Below are 16,865 nucleotides of genomic sequence, written 5' to 3' on the forward strand. Positions count from 1 at the left end.
CGCTGATGCACTTCGAGCACCTCCTGCCCCTGTGGGCCACGATCCCGCTGTTCGGCACGATGCTGACCCTGTGCGCGGTGCTGCTGGTGCGCCGCCCGCGGCAGCGCGCCGCCTGGGGCCGACGCCTGCTGATGGTGCTGCTGCTGCTCGTGGTCGCCCTGCGCCCGGTCACGCCGATCGAGGGGGAGCAGACCCAGCGGATGAACGCCAACGTGTTCTTCGTCGTGGACCGCACCGGATCGATGAACGCCGAGGACTACGCGGGCGAGCAGCCGCGGCTCGAGGGCGTCACGGCGGACATGGAACGGATCATGGGGATGACCGAGGGCGCGCGCTACTCGATCATCGCCTTCGACTCCTCCGCCACCCAGCAGCTCCCGCTGACCACCGACGCCGGGGCCGCGCGCGCCTGGATCGACACGCTCACCACCGAGCCCACCGCGTATTCGACCGGATCGAACGTGGATCGACCGCTGACCACCCTGATGGTCCAGATCTCCGAGGCCCAGCGCGAGGATCCCGACTCGAGCGTGCTCGTCTACTTCCTCTCCGACGGCGAGAACACCGACGACAGGGAGTCGGAGTCCTTCGAGCAGGCGGCGGGCTTCATCGACGGCGGCGCGGTGCTGGGCTACGGCACCGCCGAGGGCGGACCCATGAAGGTCGAGGGCGGCACCGACGACGGCGAGTACATCACCGGTCCCGACGGCCAGCAGGGCGTCTCCGTCATCGACGAGGAGCAGCTGCAGACCATCGCCGGTGAGCTCGGCGTACCCTATCTGCACCGTGACGACCCCGAGGCGGAGATCGAGGGCACGATGGAGGGGATCACGCTGCGCCCGGTCCCGATCGAGTCCCGCCGCGGGGTGGCGAGCTTCGAGGACTGGTACTGGGTCGCCGCGATACCGCTGGCCGCCCTGCTGATCTGGGAGCTCGGCGAGATGACCTACCGGCTGCCGCGCAAGCTGGACCGCTATGACGTCGGAGGAGCGCAGAGATGAGCACACCGCTGGCGCAGGGCCCGCGCACCGAGGACCCGCAGGGCGCCGCCGGGCCCGAGGGGCGCTCCGACGACGTCGGGCCGACCTCCCCGGACCTCGCCCAGGACGACAGCGGCAGCCCCAAGGACTTCGGTCTGAACGTGAAGCGGCTGCGGCTGACGCGGATCATCGTGTTCGTGATCCTGGCCCCGGCCCTCGCGGTGCTGGCGCTGCTGGCGCTGCGGTTCCTCTCGATGCCCATCACCCAGGCCACCCATCTCAGCGCCTACGAGGACGGCGACTATCCCGCCGCCGTCGAGCGACTGCGCCCGGTCGAGTTCGCCAACTGGTTCGAGCCCTACCTCCCGCACCTGTCCACCGGGACGTCCCTGCTGCAGCAGGGCGAGGACGCCGCCGCCGAGGAGGAGCTGCGCACCGCCCTGGACGAGTGGAACGACCACAGCGACCTGAACTCCCCGATGCACGCCCAGTGCAAGATCATCAACAACCTCGCGATCTCCATCGAGCGTCAGGCCGACCTCATCGAGGATCCTCAGCAGCGGGCCGACCGACTCTTCGAGGCCGAGGAGCTGCTCGCCCCCTGCGCCGGCGGCGGCGGAGGCGGCGAGGGCGACGGCGAGGGCGAGGGCGGCGGCGCCGGGAACGAGGACTCCGAGACCACCGAGGAGAACGGGGAACGCGTCGAGGAGAAGCGCCGCGAGGCCGACGAGGAGGCCGGCAACGATCCCGACGAGCGCGGCGAGGATCAGGGCGGCGACGGCGACGAGCAGGGCGGGGACCCCAGCCAGCAGGACCCCGGCGACCCCACCCGGGAGGATCCCGAGGGCGACGGCCCCGAGGAGGAGGCGCCCACCGACGGCCCCTCGGAGGAGGACCAGAAGGACGACGAGCTCGAGGAGCGCAATCGCGACGCCCAGGGAGGCGAGGGCGAGGACGACGGCGGCTCCGAGCAGGATCCCGCGAAGCCGTGGTGAGCGCCGAGGACCAGGGCGCGGGCCAGCCCGTGAACCGCACCGGCGCCGCGGGCCGCGCCTATCTCGACCACGCGGCCACGACCGTGCTGCGCCCCGCGGCGCGGGAGGCCTTCCTCGAGGCCGCCGCGGTGCACGGCAACCCGTCCTCCACCCACGCCGCGGGACGGCGCGCCCGCGCCGTGCTCGACGAGGCGCTCGAGCGGATCGGGGCCCTGCTCGGGGTCCCGCGCAGCTGGGTCATCATGACCTCCGGCGGCACCGAGGCGGACAACCTGGCCCTGCGCGCCGTGCCGCTCGGTCTGCTCTCCCGCGACCCATCCCGCACCGCCGTCGCCGTGGCCGCGACCGATCATCCCGCGGTGCTGGCCACCGCCCGGTCCCTCGCCGCGGACGCCGCTCCGCTCGAGGTCCGTGAGCTGGGGGTCGACAGCGCCGGCGTGCTGGACCCCGAGGGCATCGGTCGGGCGCTCGCGGACGGCAGGGTGGGTCTGCTCAGCGCGGCGCTGGTCAACAACGAGACCGGTGCGATGCAGGACCTCCCCGCGCTGGCCGCCGCGGCACGCCCCCATGGCACCCTGCTGCACACCGACGCGGTGCAGGCGCTGGGGCACATGCGCCCTCCCTCCTTCGAGGACGTCGACCTGATGTCCCTGACCGGGCACAAGATCGGCGCCCCGGTGGGGGTGGGTGCCCTGATCGCGAAGCCGGCCGTGCCCTTCGCGGCCCTCAGCACCGGCGGCGGTCAGCAGCGCGGTGTGCGCTCGGGGACCCTGGACGCCCCGCACGCCGCGGCCTTCGCCGCCGCCCTGGGGGAGACCCTGGCCGAGCGCGAGGAGCAGGCCCGTCGCGTGCACGAGCTCGCGGCACGGCTGCGCTCGGGGATCCGGGAGATCGACCCCGACGCCCGCTTCACCCTGCCCGAGGACTCTCCGCAGTCCGGTCACATCGTCCATGTCCTCTTCCCCGGCGCGCACGCGGACTCCCTGCTGTTCCTGCTCGACGAGCGCGGCGTGGACTCCTCGGCCGGCTCCGCCTGCTCGGCCGGGGTGGTCCAGTCGAGCCCGGTGCTCGCCGCGATGGGACACTCGGACGAGGAGACCCGCGGTGCGCTGCGCCTCTCGCTGGGCTGGACCAGCTCGGCGCAGGACGTGGAGATCCTGCTCGCCGCGCTCCCGGAGGCGCTCGCGCGCTCGCGCGCCGTCGGCGCCCTGCACCGCTGAGCGGACGGGGCCCATCTCACGTCCGCGCACGCTCACCGCACCCGGGCATCTCCGTACACTCGATGCGCAGGACCCGCGACGACCGCGGATCCCGCGACGAGGACCGGGGAAGGGGACGAGCGCATGAAGGTGCTGGCAGCGATGAGCGGCGGGGTCGATTCCGCCGTCGCCGCGGCGCGCGCCGCGGAGGCCGGCCACGAGGTCGTCGGCGTGCACATGGCCCTGTCGAAGAACCGCGACCAGACCCGCACCGGATCCCGTGGCTGCTGCACCGTCGAGGACGCCTCGGACGCCCGTCGGGCCGCGGACCGCATCGGCATCCCCTACTACGTGTGGGACCTCTCCGACGACTTCCACGACCTGGTGGTGGAGGACTTCCTGTCCGAGTACGCGGCCGGCCGCACCCCGAACCCGTGCGTGCGCTGCAACGAGCGGATCAAGTTCGCCTCCCTGCTCGAGCGCGCCTCCCTGCTGGGCTTCGACGCCGTGTGCACCGGCCACTACGCCTCGATCCGCACCGACGGCCCGGGTGGGGCGCCGTCCCTGCACCGCTCGCGCAACATGGACAAGGACCAGTCCTACGTGCTGGCGGTGATGGGCCCCGACGCCGTCGGACGCTCCCTGTTCCCGCTGGGCGAGTACGCGACCAAGGCCGAGGTGCGCGCCGAGGCGCGATCGCGCGGTCTCGGGGTCTCCACCAAGCCCGACAGCTACGACATCTGCTTCGTCGCCGACGGCGACACCCGCGGCTTCCTCGAGCGTCACCTCGGCGAGGCGCCCGGCGAGGTCCTCGATGCGGAGGGGGCGGTGCTGGGCACCCACCGCGGGACCCACGGCTTCACCATCGGCCAGCGCAAGGGCCTGGGCATCCAGCAGCCCGCCCCCGACGGCGCCCCCCGCTACGTCGTCGACATCGATCCCGCCTCCCGCCAGGTCGTGATCGGCGCCGCCGAGCTGCTCTCCACCCGCGAGCTGGTCGCCACCGACGTGATCTCCTTCGAGCCGCTCGAGGAGGGGCGCGCGGTGCACGCCCAGATCCGCGCCCACGGCGAGGCGACCCCGGCCCGCCTCCTCGAGGTCCCCTCCACCAGCTCCGCCTCCCCGTCCCCCGGCTCCTCCCGCGCGCTGCGTGTCGAGCTGGCCACCCCGATCCGCGGCGTCGCCCCCGGCCAGACCCTCGTCCTGTACGACGGGGACCGGGTCCTCGCCGCCGCCACCCTGGAGCGCCGCTCATGAGACCCCTGGTCACCCTCACCGGCGACGGCACCTTCCGGGCGCCCACGCCCGCGGAGTCCCTGCGCCTCGACCTGCCCGACGACCCGCACCTGGCGGCGCTGACGCGTCTGCGCGCCCTGCTCGGCGACGACCTCGAGGACCAGATCGCCACCCGGCTCTACCTGCCCTCGGCGCTCGGCCTCGACGAGACCGACCACCTGCTCCCGGCCACCCTGGCGCTGCTCGCCGAGACCACGGGCGACCTCGTCAGCTACGGCTGGCGCCTCGGCACCGGCACGGGGCTCGCCTGGCAGCACGCCCGCGAGCTGCGCGAGCGGATGCTCGACGCGGCCCGGATCGCGCTGCTGGGATACGAGGGGCCGCTGATGACGTCCGCTCTGGGCCCCGCCACGCTGGCCGGCGCCACCTTCCTGCAGTCGGGGGAGCGCACCCTCGCCGATCCCGGTGCGGTGCGCGACCTGCCGATGCTGTTGGCCGAGGGGCTCGTGGAGCACCTCTCGACCCTGCACGAACGGGTGCCCGGAGCACCGCTGCACGTGCTGCTGCGCGAGGACGCGGTGGCCGCGGTCCACGAGGGGCGCATCCCCACCCCGTCCGGCCGGCGACGCTACGCCCCCATCCCCGCCCCGGACATCGGGGTGCTGTGGAGGTGCCTGTTCGTCGCTCTCGAGGAGTACGGCCTGCCTGCGGAGTCCGTGACCCTCGGCGTCGGCGCCGACATCGCCCTGCTGCGCGCGGCCCGCGACGCGGGCGCCCGACGGATGGCCATCGCCCCGCGCCGGCTGCCGCCGCTGACCAGCCCCGAGGGCCGCGCCCTCTGGGAGGGCATCGCCTCGGCCTGCGACGACGGCTGCGCCTTCGAGATCGTCGTCGACCCCCGTCCCGGGGGGCTGCTGGGCCCCGAGCTCGAGATGATGTTCGAGACCTGGCGTCGTCTGGGGCATTCCGACGCGGACGCCGCCGGGGTCGCCGTGATCGCGCACACCGGTGCCTCCCATGCCCTGCACACGGGCCTCGTGGATCCGTCCGCGCAGCCCGCGGCCTCCACCCTGCTGGACGAGGCGGCGCTCGAGGCGCTGCTGCGGCTCGCCCCCTCCTGGGCGGAGCGCCTGGCCGCCTGAGGCTCGGCCGACCCACCGGTGCGTCACAATGTCCGGGTGATGACGAACGCGCCCGACCCCCGCACCGCCGACGACTCCGCGCAGCAGCGCATCGCCGCCCTCACCGCGCAGATCGAGCAGGCGCGCGCGGACTACTACGAGCACGACGCGCCCACCATGGCGGACGCCGAGTACGACGAGCTCGAGAAGGAGCTGCGCGCCCTCGAGGAGGCTCATCCGCAGCTGGCCGCCGCCGATTCGCCGACCCGGACCGTCGGCGGGGCCGCCGCCTCCGGGCTGCCGACGATCGAGCACGCCGAGCGGATGCAGAGCCTGGACAACGTCTTCTCGACCGAGGAGCTGGAGGACTGGTGCGCGCACGCCGCCGCGGAGCTGGGCGGCCAGATTCGCTATCTCGCCGAGCTGAAGATCGACGGGCTCGCGATCAACCTCCGCTACGAGCACGGCGCGCTGGTCACCGCCGCCACCCGCGGAGACGGCCGCACCGGCGAGGACGTCACCGTCAACGCCCTGCGCCTCGAGGGGATCCCGCAGCGCCTCGCGGGCGAGGGGCATCCGGCGCTGGTCGAGGTGCGCGGCGAGGTGTACATGCCCTCGGCGGACTTCGAGCGTCTCAACGATCTCCAGGTGGAGCTGCGCGACCGCGCCGTCGCCGAGTCCCGTGCCCGCTGGGAGTCCCGGCAGGGGAGCGGGCGGCGTCCCTTCGACGAGGGCCGCGAGGAGCTCGCCGCGCTGCGCCGCTTCCCCACCTTCGCCAACCCGCGCAACACGGCGGCCGGGGGCCTGCGTCAGCAGCTCGAGAAGAAGAGCGGTCTCGAGCGGGAGGCGGGGGAGGCCCGCCTGGCGGCGCTGCGCCTGACCGTGCACGGCCTCGGCGCCTGGCCGGACCCGCCGGTGGGCTCCCAGAGCGAGATGTACGAGCTGCTGGCCTCCTGGGGCCTGCCCACCAGCGGCCACCTGAAGGTCGCCGACTCGATCGAGGAGGTGCTCGCCTACGTCGAGGAGCGCGGCGAGCAGCGCCACTCCCTCGAGCACGAGATCGACGGGATCGTGGTCAAGGTCGACTCCTTCGCCCAGCAGCGGGCGCTCGGCTCCACCTCCCGCGCCCCGCGCTGGGCGATCGCGGTGAAGTTCCCCCCGGAGGAGGTCACCACCAAGCTGCTGGACATCCAGGTGCAGGTGGGGCGCACCGGCCGGGTCACCCCCTTCGGGATCATGGAACCGGTGAGCGTGGCGGGATCGACGGTCGAGAAGGCCACCCTGCACAACCAGTTCGACGTCGAGCGCAAGGGCGTGCTGATCGGCGACACCATCGTGCTGCGCAAGGCCGGGGACGTGATCCCCGAGATCCTGGCACCGGTCGAGTCCCTGCGCGACGGGACCGAGCGCCCCTTCGTGATGCCGACCTCGTGCCCCGCCTGCGGGACGGAGATCCGCCCCGAGAAGGAGGGCGACAAGGACTGGCGCTGCCCCAACCAGCGCGACTGCCCGGCACAGGTCACCGGTCGTGTCGAGCACGCCGGCTCCCGCGGCGCCTTCGACATCGAGTCCCTCGGCGAGGAGAGCGCGATCGCGCTCACCGATCCGGACAAGCGCCGCGCCGAGGCGCTCGCGGCCCTCGCCGAGGGCCACGCCGTGCACCTGCCGATCAGTGCGGTGGAGGACACGGAGAAGGACGCCTTCGTGGTCGTGAAGAACGGCGAGGTGGTCCAGGGATCCGACGGGGTCCCGCTGCTGCGCATCACCGCGCTCGAGGACGAGCTGCTGCCGGCGCTGCAGACGCCGGTGATCACCACCGGCGCGGATCTGTTCGACCTCACCGCCGAGGCGCTCCAGGAGGTGGTGGTCTGGCAGCCCGAGCGCCGCAACGGCGAGCCGACGGGGGACTGGCGCATCCAGCCGGCCTTCTGGTCCCGACCCCAGTTCCGCCACTACAAGCGTGACGGGGTGTGGAAGCAGCAGAGGTCGCCGGTCGCCCTGAAGACCACCGAGGTGCTGCTCGCGGAGCTCGAGAAGGCGAAGGAGCAGCCGCTGTGGCGCGTCCTCGTCGCGCTGTCCATCCGCCACGTGGGGCCCACCGCCGCCCGCTCCCTGGCCACCGCCTACGGCTCCATGGACGCGATCCGGGAGGCGAGCGTCGAGCAGCTCACCGACACCGACGGGGTCGGCGCGATCATCGCCGAGGCCGTCGTGGAGTGGTTCGCGGTGGACTGGCACCGCGAGCTGGTGGACGGCTGGGCCCGCTCCGGGGTGCGGATGGCCGACGAGGTCGAGGAGGGCTTCGTCAGGACCCTCGAGGGCCTCACGGTCGTGGTCACCGGAGGGCTCGAGGGCTTCACCCGCGACGGGGCGAAGGAGGCGATCATCTCCCGCGGCGGCAAGGCCTCCGGCTCCGTCTCGAGGAAGACCGACTTCGTGGTGGTCGGGGAGAACGCGGGCTCCAAGGAGACCAAGGCCCGCGATCTCGGGCTGAGGATCCTCGACGAGGCCGGGTTCGTCGCGCTGCTCGAGAACGGCCCGCCCGACGTGGGCGCGGACGGCTCCGACGAGGCGGACGCGGAGCTGACGGCGGAGGGCGCCGAGCGGACCCCGGAGGGCGAGGGCGGCGACGGCGCCGACTGATCCGGGAGGGGCAGGCCCTCCGTCCGACCGGGCGGAGCCCCTCTCGTCCGACCGGGCGGAGCCCCTCGTCCTTTCGAACGGTTCTGCGGTCGCGCCCTCGACGCCGCCGGCCGCGGATGGAACGGTACGTGGAGAACACCGCACCCGAGAGGAAGGCTGCTCGATCATGAGCGCCCTGCATCCCACTCCGTCCGCCGTCCCCGACGAGCCGCGGGCGCACCGCGGCTTCGACCGCCGCACCCTGCTGCGGGGTGCCGGTCTGCTCGGCGCCCTCGGCGCAGCCGGAGGAGCGCTGGCCCCCGCCCGGGCGGCGCCGACGCCCACCGTCGTCGATCCGGCCGCCTTCCGCCTCACCGCGGACTACACGGAATACACCGCGCGGGTCGAGGCGCTGCTCGAGCAGGCCGGCCGGGCGAGCGTCAGCCAGGTCATGGACGACGCCAACCACGAGCGCACCCCGGCCACGGTGATCGACACCCAGGTGCACGGCTTCCGCTTCGCCACGAGCGACGAGAACGACCCCGATGCCTTCCCGCAGGGGATCGCCACCAGCCGTGACGCGGTGGGCACCGCGGGGGACGGCCGCTACGACGGCCGCCAGGTGATCGCCGTGAGCTTCTACAACAACTCCCCGAAGTCCAGCCGCATCAACCTCATCGACTGGGACGCGAACCATCCCGACGCGTACCGACGGATCCTGCTCGTCGAACCCACCGGGACCGCCGAGGAGCCCAGCTTCCAGGACGTGCCGATCCACGCGGGCGGCATCGCCTGGTACGGGGACCTGCTCTACGTCGCGGACTCCGCCGCGACGCCCGGCGGCCTGCGCGTGTTCGACATGAGCAGGATCCTCACCACGGACACCGGCGGCACGAAGGACCAGATCGGTCGGGTGGGCGAGACCTTCTACGCCCACAACTACGCCTACGTCCTGCCGCAGGTCGGCACCGTCGCCTCCGAGGTGGACGCCGGCACCGAGCCGCTGGTGTGGTCGACGGTCTCCCTGGACAGGGTGACCCGGTCGATCGTCATGACGGAGTACCGCTGCGAGGACTGCGAGGAGTACCCCACGGGCACGACCCGCGCGGTGCGCTTCGACTTCCAGGAGGGCGGGCCCACCTTCGCCGACACCACGACGGCCAGCGAGGCGCTCGAGGTGCCCCTGCACTACCTCAACGGTGTCGGCTCCCACAACGGGCGCTGGTGGTTCAACAGCTCACGGCACAAGACCCTCGACCACTGGCCCGGCGAGGGGGCGCTCACCACCTACCCGTGGGTCTCCTGGGGCCAGTCACTGAGCTACTGGGAGGACGAGGACGGTCCGGACCTCCTGTGGTCGCTCACCGAGGGAGAGGGCTTCCGCGCGGTGTTCGCGGTGCGGCAGGACGGCTACAGCTGACCCCAGCCGTCGCTCAGGCCTCCTGCGCGAGAGCCAGCGGCAGGACCGGACCGGCTCCCGCTCGACGCAGCAGGCGTGCGGCGATCGTCATCGTCCAGCGGGTGTCGATCACGTCGTCGACCAGCAGGATCGGGGCGCCGTCCAAGGCGTCCAGTCGCGCCTGCAGCTCCGCGGTCACCACGAAGCGGTCCCACAGGGCGGCGACGCGGAAGGCGCTGTTGCGGGCTCCGCGCAGGGGCGAGGCATCGGGCGCGAGACCCAGCGCGCCGAGGTCCTGGAGGCGACCGACCGCGGCGATCCCGGAGGCGAGGGAGCCCACCAGGCGCGGGCGCGTGGTCGAGGGGATCGCGACCACGCCGGCCGGCCGGCGCTCCCAGTCCCACTGGGCGAGGACCTCGACGATGCGCGATCCCAGACGCGAGGGGACCTCTGCGTCGATCCGCTCGCCGTCCTCGTCCGTGCGCAGCAGCTCCCGCAGGGGAACGGCCCAGCCCAGGTCGGACATGCGGGCGATCACGCGGCCCGTCTCGGCGCGCTCGTCCTGCGGCAGCCGACCCTTGGGCGGCGTCCCCCCGTCGGCTCCGAGCTGCAGACGGTCCAGGCCCTGCGGCCACTGGGCGCGCGGCTCGACGGGCACGCCCACGCGATCCAGCAGTGCGGCGACCTCGCTGTCGGCCGCCCGGCCCGCGGCTCCGGAACCCTCCGCGGCCGGAGCATCGGCGGCGGGGTACCAGGCCCCTGCGCACACGTCACAGCGCCCACAGGGGACGGCGGTGACGTCGTCGAGCTGACGCGCGAGGAACACCATGCGGCACTGCGCGGGGTCGGCGTCGAGGATCGCGGCCCCATGACCCTCGCCCCCCAGCCGCTCGTAGGCGAGCATCGCCTGCTGCTCCTCGCGCCGGGTGCGGGCCACGTTCTCGTAGCGCTCGGCGTCGTAGTGCCAGGGGCGCCCCGTCGCGATCCATCCGCCCGTGACGGCCTCCACCGCGCCGTCGACCGCGAGCACCTTGAGCAGCAGCTCGAGAGGGGTGCGGCGCACGTCCACCCGTGCCTCGAGCGCGGGAGTGCTGAGAGGGGACCCGGCCTCGGCCAGAGCGGCGAGCACCTGGGCGGCGGACTCCTGCGAGGGCATCGACGCGGTCGCGAAGTACTCCCAGATCGCGCGGTCCTCGGCGCCGGGCAGCAGCAGCACGTCCGCCGTGTCCGTCGCGCGGCCCGCGCGCCCCACCTGCTGGTAGTAGGCGACCGGGGAGCTCGGTGCCCCCAGGTGGATCACGAAGCCCAGATCCGGTTTGTCGAAGCCCATGCCCAGCGCGCTGGTCGCGGCGAGCGCCGTCAGCCGGTTGTCCTTGAGGTCGGCCTCGAGCTGGGCCCGCTCCTCGGCGTCCGTGCGGCCGGTGTAGGCGCGCACCGGGCGGTCCGGACGGTTCAGCAGGGTCGCGAGGTCCTCGGCGGCGGAGACCGTGAGCGTGTAGATGATGCCCGAGCCCTGGAAGGAGTCCAGGTGACGCACCAGGTAGTCGAGGCGCTGACGGTCGTCCGGCAGGGACAGCGAGCCCAGGCGCAGCGAGCGCCGGGTGAGGGGACCCCGCAGCGTCAGCACCTCGGAGGACGCGCCGTCGACGCCCTGCAGCGACACCCCGAGCTGCTCCTCGACGTCGGCGACCACCCGGCTGTTCGCCGTCGCGGTGGTCGCCAGCACCGGCACCTCGGGACCGAGCTGAGAGACCAGGTCCCGCAGCCGGCGGTAGTCGGGGCGGAAGTCGTGGCCCCAGTCGGAGATGCAGTGCGCCTCGTCGATCACCAGCAGTCCGCAGCGCTCCACCAGGCGCGGCAGCTGCTCGTCGCGGAAGCGGGGATTGACCAGACGTTCGGGGGAGACCAGCAGCACATCGATCTCGTCGGTCGCGAGGCGCTGCTCGATCTCCCGCCAGTGCGTGGGGTTCGCCGAGCTGATGGCCTCGGCGCGCACCCCCGCACGCTCGGCCGCGGCGACCTGATCGCGCATGAGCGCGATCAGCGGGGAGACGATCAGCGCCGGTCCCGTGCCGCGTCGTCGCTGCAGGAGCGCCGCCAGGAAGTACACCGCGGACTTCCCCCAGCCGGTGCGCTGGACCACCAGCACCCTGCGCCGCTGGGCGACCAGGGCCTCGATCGCCTCGAACTGGCCGGCGTGGAAGTCGGCCTCGGAGCGTCCGGTCAGCGCCCGCAGTCCCTGCCGGGCCTCGTCCCGCAGCGCGTCAGGATCTCCTGCAGGGGTGGGGGAGGCGGTGGGGGCGTCGAGGGGATCCATGGTCCCAGTGTCGCAAGGCGGGCCGACGGACGGGACGGGCGCGGCACCGATGTGGACGGAGTCGCGAGGACGGGCTCCGAGAGGACGCGCGCCTCGAGGACGCGGACGGGACCCTTCGATCAGGACTCCGTGGAGTCCTCCGCGGCCTTCTCCTCGGCCCTCTCCTTCTCGAGCCGGCGCAGCCGCTCCGAGGTGGTCTCGCCGTCGCGCAGCGGGTCGTCCTTGGTGGCCAGCGCACGACGCATGCGCTCCTCGAGCTCCTGGGTCTCCCGCAGCCGGGGATCCTCCGAGCGGCCCTCCCCGTCCTCGGGATCATGGGAGTGATAATCGATGTTCGGGTCGACGGACATGTCGGAGTCCCTTCGTGGTCGGCTGGACCCCACCACTCTATCCGGGATGGACCTCTCGGCCCGCGCCGCGAGACCGGCCCGCGACCCCTGCGCCGGCGCAGGCCCGGCTGGGTAGGCTCGGCCGGTGACCCGACGAGATCGACGACCCTCCGCCCCCTCGCCGCGCCCTCTGACCGGCGCCCGTCTCGGCGAGGCCCTGATCGCCGGCTGGCGGCCTCTGCAGCGTCTGGACGCCGACGGCTTCGCCGTGCTGCGCTCGCGCGGCATCACCCGCCGCGCCCACAGCATCCTCGCGCTCGAGGCCCCACAGGACGAGCACGCGCTGAGAGCCGCCGTCGAGCGTGTGGACTCCCTGGTCGCTCTCGCCGGAGAGCAGCCCGTGCACCGCGTCGTCGAGGGCGTCAGCCCCGACGGGCTCGACCCCCTGCTCGCCGCGCGCGGCGACCGTGCCGTGGGCGGCAGCGAGATCCTCGAGCTGCCGCTCACCGGCGGCCTGCCCCGCCCGCACCCGTCAGCCGTGATCGCGACCGGCGCCCTGGATCCGGAGTGGTTCGAGGCGGCCTGGCATCTCGCCCCGCGCGAGGGCGACAGGGCGCGCGAGACGATGCGCGACATCCTCGCCGGCACCCCCTCGATCCAGGTGCGCCTCCCGGCCGGGGACGAGCCCGATGCCGCCGTGGGCCGCGCCGCCCTCGTCGAGTCCGGCAGGGAGACCCTGGTGATCCTCACCATGATCGCCGTGGCCCCGGAGCACCGGCGGCGCGGGCTCGGCCGGGCGCTGTCCGGGACCCTGCTCGCGCTCGCCGACGTGCAGGGAGCCCGTCGCGCCCTGCTCGAGGTGGAGTCCGACAGCACCCCGGCCCGCACCCTCTACCGCAGCCTCGGCTTCCGCCGGATCGGCGGCTACCACTACCGGGTGGGCACCTCGCCGGTCGACCCGGCGTGATCCTCTGGCCGGGCTCCTACCGGCTCGTTCCTCACCAGGACGTGGCCCGGCGTGTTCCTCTGGCCGGGCTCCTACCGGCTCGTTCCTCACCAGGACGTCGCCCGGCCTAGAATGCCGCTATGCCTTCGATCGGACGAGATGACGTCGCACGCCTCGCCGACCTCGCACGGATCCAGCTCACCGAGGAGGAGATCTCCCGCTTCGCCGGCGAGTTCGACTCCATCATGGACGCTGTCGCCTCCGTCTCCGAGGTCGCCACCGAGGACGTCCCCGCGACCTCCCACCCCATTGCCATGACCAACGTCCTCCGCGAGGACGTGGTCGAGACCACCCTGACCCAGGAGCAGGCGCTGGCCGGCGCTCCTGAGGCGCAGGACGGCCGCTTCGCCGTCCCGCAGATCCTGGGAGAGGAGTGATCCGGTGACCGACACGCCCCGGAACGACACCCCGCAGACCGACATGATCCGGCGCAGCGCCGCCGCCCAGGCCGCCGCGCTGAGCGCCGGGGAGGTCTCCTCGGAGGAGCTCACCCGCGCCCACCTGGACCGCATCGCCGCCGTGGACGGCGATCTGAACGCCTTCCTCCACGTCAGCAGCGAGGAGGCGCTGAGCACCGCCCGTGACATCGACTCCCGCCGCGCCGCCGGGGAGGAGCTGCACCGCCTCGCGGGCGTGCCCGTCGCCGTCAAGGACGTGGTGGTCACCGAGGGCCAGGTCACCACCGCCGGCTCGAAGATCCTCGAAGGCTGGATCCCTCCCTACGACGCCACCCTGGTCACCGCTCTGCGCCGGTCCGGACTGCCGATCCTCGGCAAGACCAACATGGACGAGTTCGCGATGGGCTCCTCCACCGAGTCCAGCGCCTACGGTCCCACGCGCAATCCCTGGGACCGCGATCGGATCCCCGGCGGCTCCGGCGGCGGCTCCGCCGCGGCGGTGGGCGCCTACGAGGCCCCGCTCGCCATCGGCACCGACACCGGCGGCTCGATCCGCCAGCCCGGTGCGATGACCGGGACCGTGGGCGTCAAGCCCACCTACGGGTCCGTCTCCCGGTACGGGCTGATCGCCATGGCCAGCTCCCTGGACCAGGCCGGACCCGTCACCCGCACCGTCGAGGACTCCGCGCTGCTGCACGAGCTCATCGCCGGCCACGACCACCGCGACTCGACCTCGCTGACCGACCCCGTCGGCGCTTTCGCCGAGGCCGCCCGCAGCCGGGACGTCACGGGGCTGCGCATCGGCGTGATCGAGGAGCTCGAGGGCGAGGGCTTCGCCCCCGAGGTCCGCGCCCGCTTCACCGAGTCCCTCGACCAGCTCGAGCGCGCCGGCGCGGAGATCGTGCGCGTGTCCTGCCCGAACTTCGAGTACGCGCTCGGCGCCTACTACCTGATCATGCCCTCGGAGGCCTCGAGCAACCTCGCGAAGTTCGACGGCATGCGCTTCGGCCTGCGCGTGATCCCCGAGGACCACCCCACCGCCGAGAACGTCATGAAGGCCACCCGCGGCACCGGCTTCGGCGACGAGGTCAAGCGCCGCATCCTGCTGGGCACCTACGCGCTCTCGGCCGGCTACTACGACGCCTACTACGGCAGCGCGCAGAAGGTGCGCACCCTCGTGCAGCGCGACTTCACCGCCGCCTTCGAGCAGGTCGACGTGCTCGCCTCACCGACCTCGCCCACCGTCGCCTTCCGCCTCGGCGAGAAGGTCGACGACCCCACCGCGATGTACATGAACGACATCGCCACCATCCCCGCCAATCTCGCCGGCACCCCGGGCATCTCACTGCCCTCGGGCCTGGCCGAGGACGGCCTGCCCGCCGGCATCCAGTTCCTCGCCCCGGCCCGCGCCGACGAGCGCCTGTACCGGGTGGGCGGCGCCCTGGAGGCGCTGCTCGAGGACGCCTGGGGCGGACCGCTGCTGGCGAAGGCCCCCGAGCTCGCCGTCACCGCAGGAGGAGCGACCCGATGAGCGCGACCACCCCCGACCTCGTCGACTACGACGACGCGATCGCCCGCTTCGACCCCGTGCTCGGCATCGAGGTGCACGTCGAGCTCGGCACCGCCACCAAGATGTTCGACGGCGCGCCGAACATCTTCGCCGCCGAGCCGAACACCGCGATCACCCCCACGTCGCTGGGCCTGCCCGGCTCGCTGCCGGTCGTGAACCGCCGGGCCGTGGAGTACGCGATCCGGATCGGTCTGGCGCTGAACTGCCAGATCGCCGAGAGCTGCCGCTTCGCGCGCAAGCAGTACTTCTACCCCGACCTGACCAAGAACTTCCAGACCTCGCAGTACGACGAGCCGATCGCCTACGAGGGCTGGGTCGACGTCGAGCTCGAGGACGGGGAGATCGTCCGGGTCGAGATCGAGCGCGCGCACATGGAGGAGGACGCCGGCAAGAACACCCACGTCGGCGGCGCGACCGGACGCATCCACGGCGCGACCCACTCGCAGGTCGACTACAACCGTGCCGGGGTGCCGCTGGTCGAGATCGTCACCAAGCCGATCCCGGACACCAAGGGGCGCGCCCCCGAGGTCGCCGCCGCCTACGTGCGCACCCTGCGCGACATCTTCCGGGCGCTGGAGGTCTCCGAGGCGAGGATGGAGCGCGGCAACGTGCGTGCCGACATCAACGTCTCCCTGCGCGAGAGCGCCCAGGCGCCGCTGGGCACCCGTTCGGAGACGAAGAACGTGAACTCCTTCCGCTCGATCGAGCGCACGGTGCGCTACGAGATCTCCCGCCACGCGGGGGTGCTCGATGCCGGGCAGAAGGTGGTCCAGGAGACGCGGCACTTCCACGAGGACACCGCCAGCACCTCCTCGGGCCGTCCGAAGTCCGATGCGGAGGACTACCGCTACTTCCCCGAGCCGGACCTCGTGCCCCTCGCGCCGAGCCGCGAGTGGGTCGAGGAGATCCGCGCCGGCCTGCCGGAGCTGCCCGCCGCCCGGCGTCGTCGGCTGCGCGAGGAGTGGGGCTACAGCGATCTCGAGATGCGCGACGCCATCAACGCCGACGCCCTGGACCTCATCGAGGCGACCGTCGCCGCCGGCGCGAGCGCCCAGAGCGCCCGCAAGTGGTGGATGGGCGAGCTGGCTCGCATCGCGAAGGACCGCGAGATCGATCTGCCCGCTCTCGAGATCACCCCGGCCCAGGTCGCCGAGCTGCAGCGCCTCGTGGACGACGGGAAGATCAACGACAAGATCGCCAAGAAGGTCCTCACGAAGGTGCTCGACGGCCAGGGCGACCCGGCCGCGATCGTGGAGAGCGAGGGCCTCGCGGTCGTCTCCGACGACTCGGTCCTCACCGGCGCCGTCGACCAGGCGATCGCCGACAACCCGGACGTGGTCGCCAAGATCCAGGGAGGCAAGGTGCAGGCGATCGGCGCCCTCATCGGCCCGATCATGAAGGCCACCCGCGGCCAGGCCGACGCCGGGCGCGTGCGCGAGATCATCATGGAGAAGCTCGGCGTGAGCTGATCTGCCGGGTCAGCGCGGCTGATCGACGCACTCCACGCCCAGGACGGGCCGCTCCGCAGACCGGAGCGGCCCGTCCTGCGTCTCGGGGCGCTGACCATCGCCCACGGCCCGCCGCGTGGTCATGGCCCGGGACGCTGGACGGCACGCGGAGGCGCGACTGTCCACGGCAAATGCCCGATTCCGGGGAACCGTGGCGCTTCTCATGCGTCCGCTCGACGGGGTTG

At 73.1% G+C, this 16,865-nt stretch carries 13 protein-coding genes; 11 read left to right on the top strand and 2 right to left on the bottom strand.

All coding sequences use genetic code 11. The features are described 5' to 3' along the window. Window positions 1–5: 5 nt before the first annotated feature. The 7 genes from ACT3SP_RS16595 to ACT3SP_RS16625 all read left to right on the top strand — a co-directional run bounded on the left by ACT3SP_RS16595 (window position 6) and on the right by ACT3SP_RS16625 (window position 9,573). Entirely contained in the window at window positions 6–1,001 is a 996-nt protein-coding gene (locus ACT3SP_RS16595) for a vWA domain-containing protein (protein ID WP_444588444.1), read from the top strand. Continuing rightward, complete coding sequence (locus tag ACT3SP_RS16600; protein ID WP_444588405.1) at window positions 998–1,975, top strand: hypothetical protein; 978 nt, start codon at window positions 998–1,000, stop codon at window positions 1,973–1,975. The genes ACT3SP_RS16595 and ACT3SP_RS16600 overlap by 4 nt, the downstream gene beginning before the upstream one ends. Next, window positions 1,972–3,195 (top strand): cysteine desulfurase family protein, encoded by a 1,224-nt coding sequence (locus tag ACT3SP_RS16605; protein ID WP_444588406.1) that lies wholly within the window; start codon window positions 1,972–1,974, stop codon window positions 3,193–3,195. Before ACT3SP_RS16600 ends, ACT3SP_RS16605 begins: the two co-directional genes overlap by 4 nt. A gap of 123 nt (window positions 3,196–3,318) precedes the next feature. Beyond that, window positions 3,319–4,431, top strand: coding sequence for a tRNA 2-thiouridine(34) synthase MnmA (mnmA, locus tag ACT3SP_RS16610; RefSeq protein WP_444588407.1), 1,113 nt, complete (start codon window positions 3,319–3,321; stop codon window positions 4,429–4,431). Continuing rightward, window positions 4,428–5,552, top strand: coding sequence for a hypothetical protein (locus tag ACT3SP_RS16615; protein WP_444588408.1), 1,125 nt, complete (start codon window positions 4,428–4,430; stop codon window positions 5,550–5,552). The genes mnmA and ACT3SP_RS16615 overlap by 4 nt, the downstream gene beginning before the upstream one ends. 39 nt (window positions 5,553–5,591) lie before the next feature. Then, on the top strand, window positions 5,592–8,174 hold the full coding sequence (locus ACT3SP_RS16620; RefSeq protein WP_444588409.1) for an NAD-dependent DNA ligase LigA: 2,583 nt from the start codon (window positions 5,592–5,594) through the stop codon (window positions 8,172–8,174). Window positions 8,175–8,340: 166 nt separating this feature from the next. Continuing rightward, window positions 8,341–9,573, top strand: a complete 1,233-nt coding sequence (locus tag ACT3SP_RS16625; RefSeq protein ID WP_444588410.1) for a hypothetical protein — start codon at window positions 8,341–8,343, stop codon at window positions 9,571–9,573. A 13-nt stretch (window positions 9,574–9,586) separates the two neighbouring features. Here ACT3SP_RS16625 and ACT3SP_RS16630 read toward each other — a convergent pair whose 3' ends face one another. Further along, window positions 9,587–11,869 carry a DEAD/DEAH box helicase gene (locus ACT3SP_RS16630; protein WP_444588411.1) on the bottom strand — a complete coding sequence of 761 codons (2,283 nt, stop codon included), beginning with the start codon at window positions 11,867–11,869 and terminating at the stop codon, window positions 9,587–9,589. A 119-nt stretch (window positions 11,870–11,988) separates the two neighbouring features. After that, complete coding sequence (locus tag ACT3SP_RS16635; RefSeq protein ID WP_444588412.1) at window positions 11,989–12,219, bottom strand: hypothetical protein; 231 nt, start codon at window positions 12,217–12,219, stop codon at window positions 11,989–11,991. A gap of 124 nt (window positions 12,220–12,343) precedes the next feature. Between ACT3SP_RS16635 and ACT3SP_RS16640 the strand changes: the two genes are divergently transcribed. The 4 genes from ACT3SP_RS16640 to gatB all read left to right on the top strand — a co-directional run bounded on the left by ACT3SP_RS16640 (window position 12,344) and on the right by gatB (window position 16,641). After that, entirely contained in the window at window positions 12,344–13,165 is an 822-nt protein-coding gene (locus ACT3SP_RS16640) for a GNAT family N-acetyltransferase (protein ID WP_444588413.1), read from the top strand. A 119-nt stretch (window positions 13,166–13,284) separates the two neighbouring features. Then, window positions 13,285–13,581, top strand: a complete 297-nt coding sequence (gene gatC, locus ACT3SP_RS16645) for an Asp-tRNA(Asn)/Glu-tRNA(Gln) amidotransferase subunit GatC (protein ID WP_444588414.1) — start codon at window positions 13,285–13,287, stop codon at window positions 13,579–13,581. 43 nt (window positions 13,582–13,624) lie between these two features. Beyond that, the gene (gatA, locus tag ACT3SP_RS16650; RefSeq protein WP_444588445.1) at window positions 13,625–15,133 is read left to right on the top strand and encodes an Asp-tRNA(Asn)/Glu-tRNA(Gln) amidotransferase subunit GatA; all 1,509 of its coding nucleotides are present in this window, start codon (window positions 13,625–13,627) and stop codon (window positions 15,131–15,133) included. Next, window positions 15,130–16,641 carry an Asp-tRNA(Asn)/Glu-tRNA(Gln) amidotransferase subunit GatB gene (gene gatB / locus ACT3SP_RS16655; protein WP_444588415.1) on the top strand — a complete coding sequence of 504 codons (1,512 nt, stop codon included), beginning with the start codon at window positions 15,130–15,132 and terminating at the stop codon, window positions 16,639–16,641. The genes gatA and gatB overlap by 4 nt, the downstream gene beginning before the upstream one ends. The last annotated feature ends 224 nt before the right edge of the window (window positions 16,642–16,865 follow it).

Source organism: Brachybacterium sp. AOP43-C2-M15, assembly GCF_052446295.1.
Lineage (GTDB): Bacteria > Actinomycetota > Actinomycetes > Actinomycetales > Dermabacteraceae > Brachybacterium.

What these genes read in the sequence shown, in the direction of transcription:
- ACT3SP_RS16595 (WP_444588444.1), top strand. Translation starts at nt 6, where the DNA reads ATGCACTTCGAGCACCTCCTGCCCCTGTGGGCCACGATCCCGCTGTTC.
- ACT3SP_RS16600 (WP_444588405.1), top strand. Translation starts at nt 998, where the DNA reads ATGAGCACACCGCTGGCGCAGGGCCCGCGCACCGAGGACCCGCAGGGC.
- mnmA (WP_444588407.1), top strand. Translation starts at nt 3,319, where the DNA reads ATGAAGGTGCTGGCAGCGATGAGCGGCGGGGTCGATTCCGCCGTCGCC.
- ACT3SP_RS16615 (WP_444588408.1), top strand. Translation starts at nt 4,428, where the DNA reads ATGAGACCCCTGGTCACCCTCACCGGCGACGGCACCTTCCGGGCGCCC.
- ACT3SP_RS16620 (WP_444588409.1), top strand. Translation starts at nt 5,592, where the DNA reads ATGACGAACGCGCCCGACCCCCGCACCGCCGACGACTCCGCGCAGCAG.
- ACT3SP_RS16625 (WP_444588410.1), top strand. Translation starts at nt 8,341, where the DNA reads ATGAGCGCCCTGCATCCCACTCCGTCCGCCGTCCCCGACGAGCCGCGG.
- ACT3SP_RS16630 (WP_444588411.1), bottom strand. Translation starts at nt 11,869, where the DNA reads ATGGATCCCCTCGACGCCCCCACCGCCTCCCCCACCCCTGCAGGAGAT.
- ACT3SP_RS16635 (WP_444588412.1), bottom strand. Translation starts at nt 12,219, where the DNA reads ATGTCCGTCGACCCGAACATCGATTATCACTCCCATGATCCCGAGGAC.
- gatC (WP_444588414.1), top strand. Translation starts at nt 13,285, where the DNA reads ATGCCTTCGATCGGACGAGATGACGTCGCACGCCTCGCCGACCTCGCA.
- gatA (WP_444588445.1), top strand. Translation starts at nt 13,625, where the DNA reads ATGATCCGGCGCAGCGCCGCCGCCCAGGCCGCCGCGCTGAGCGCCGGG.
- gatB (WP_444588415.1), top strand. Translation starts at nt 15,130, where the DNA reads ATGAGCGCGACCACCCCCGACCTCGTCGACTACGACGACGCGATCGCC.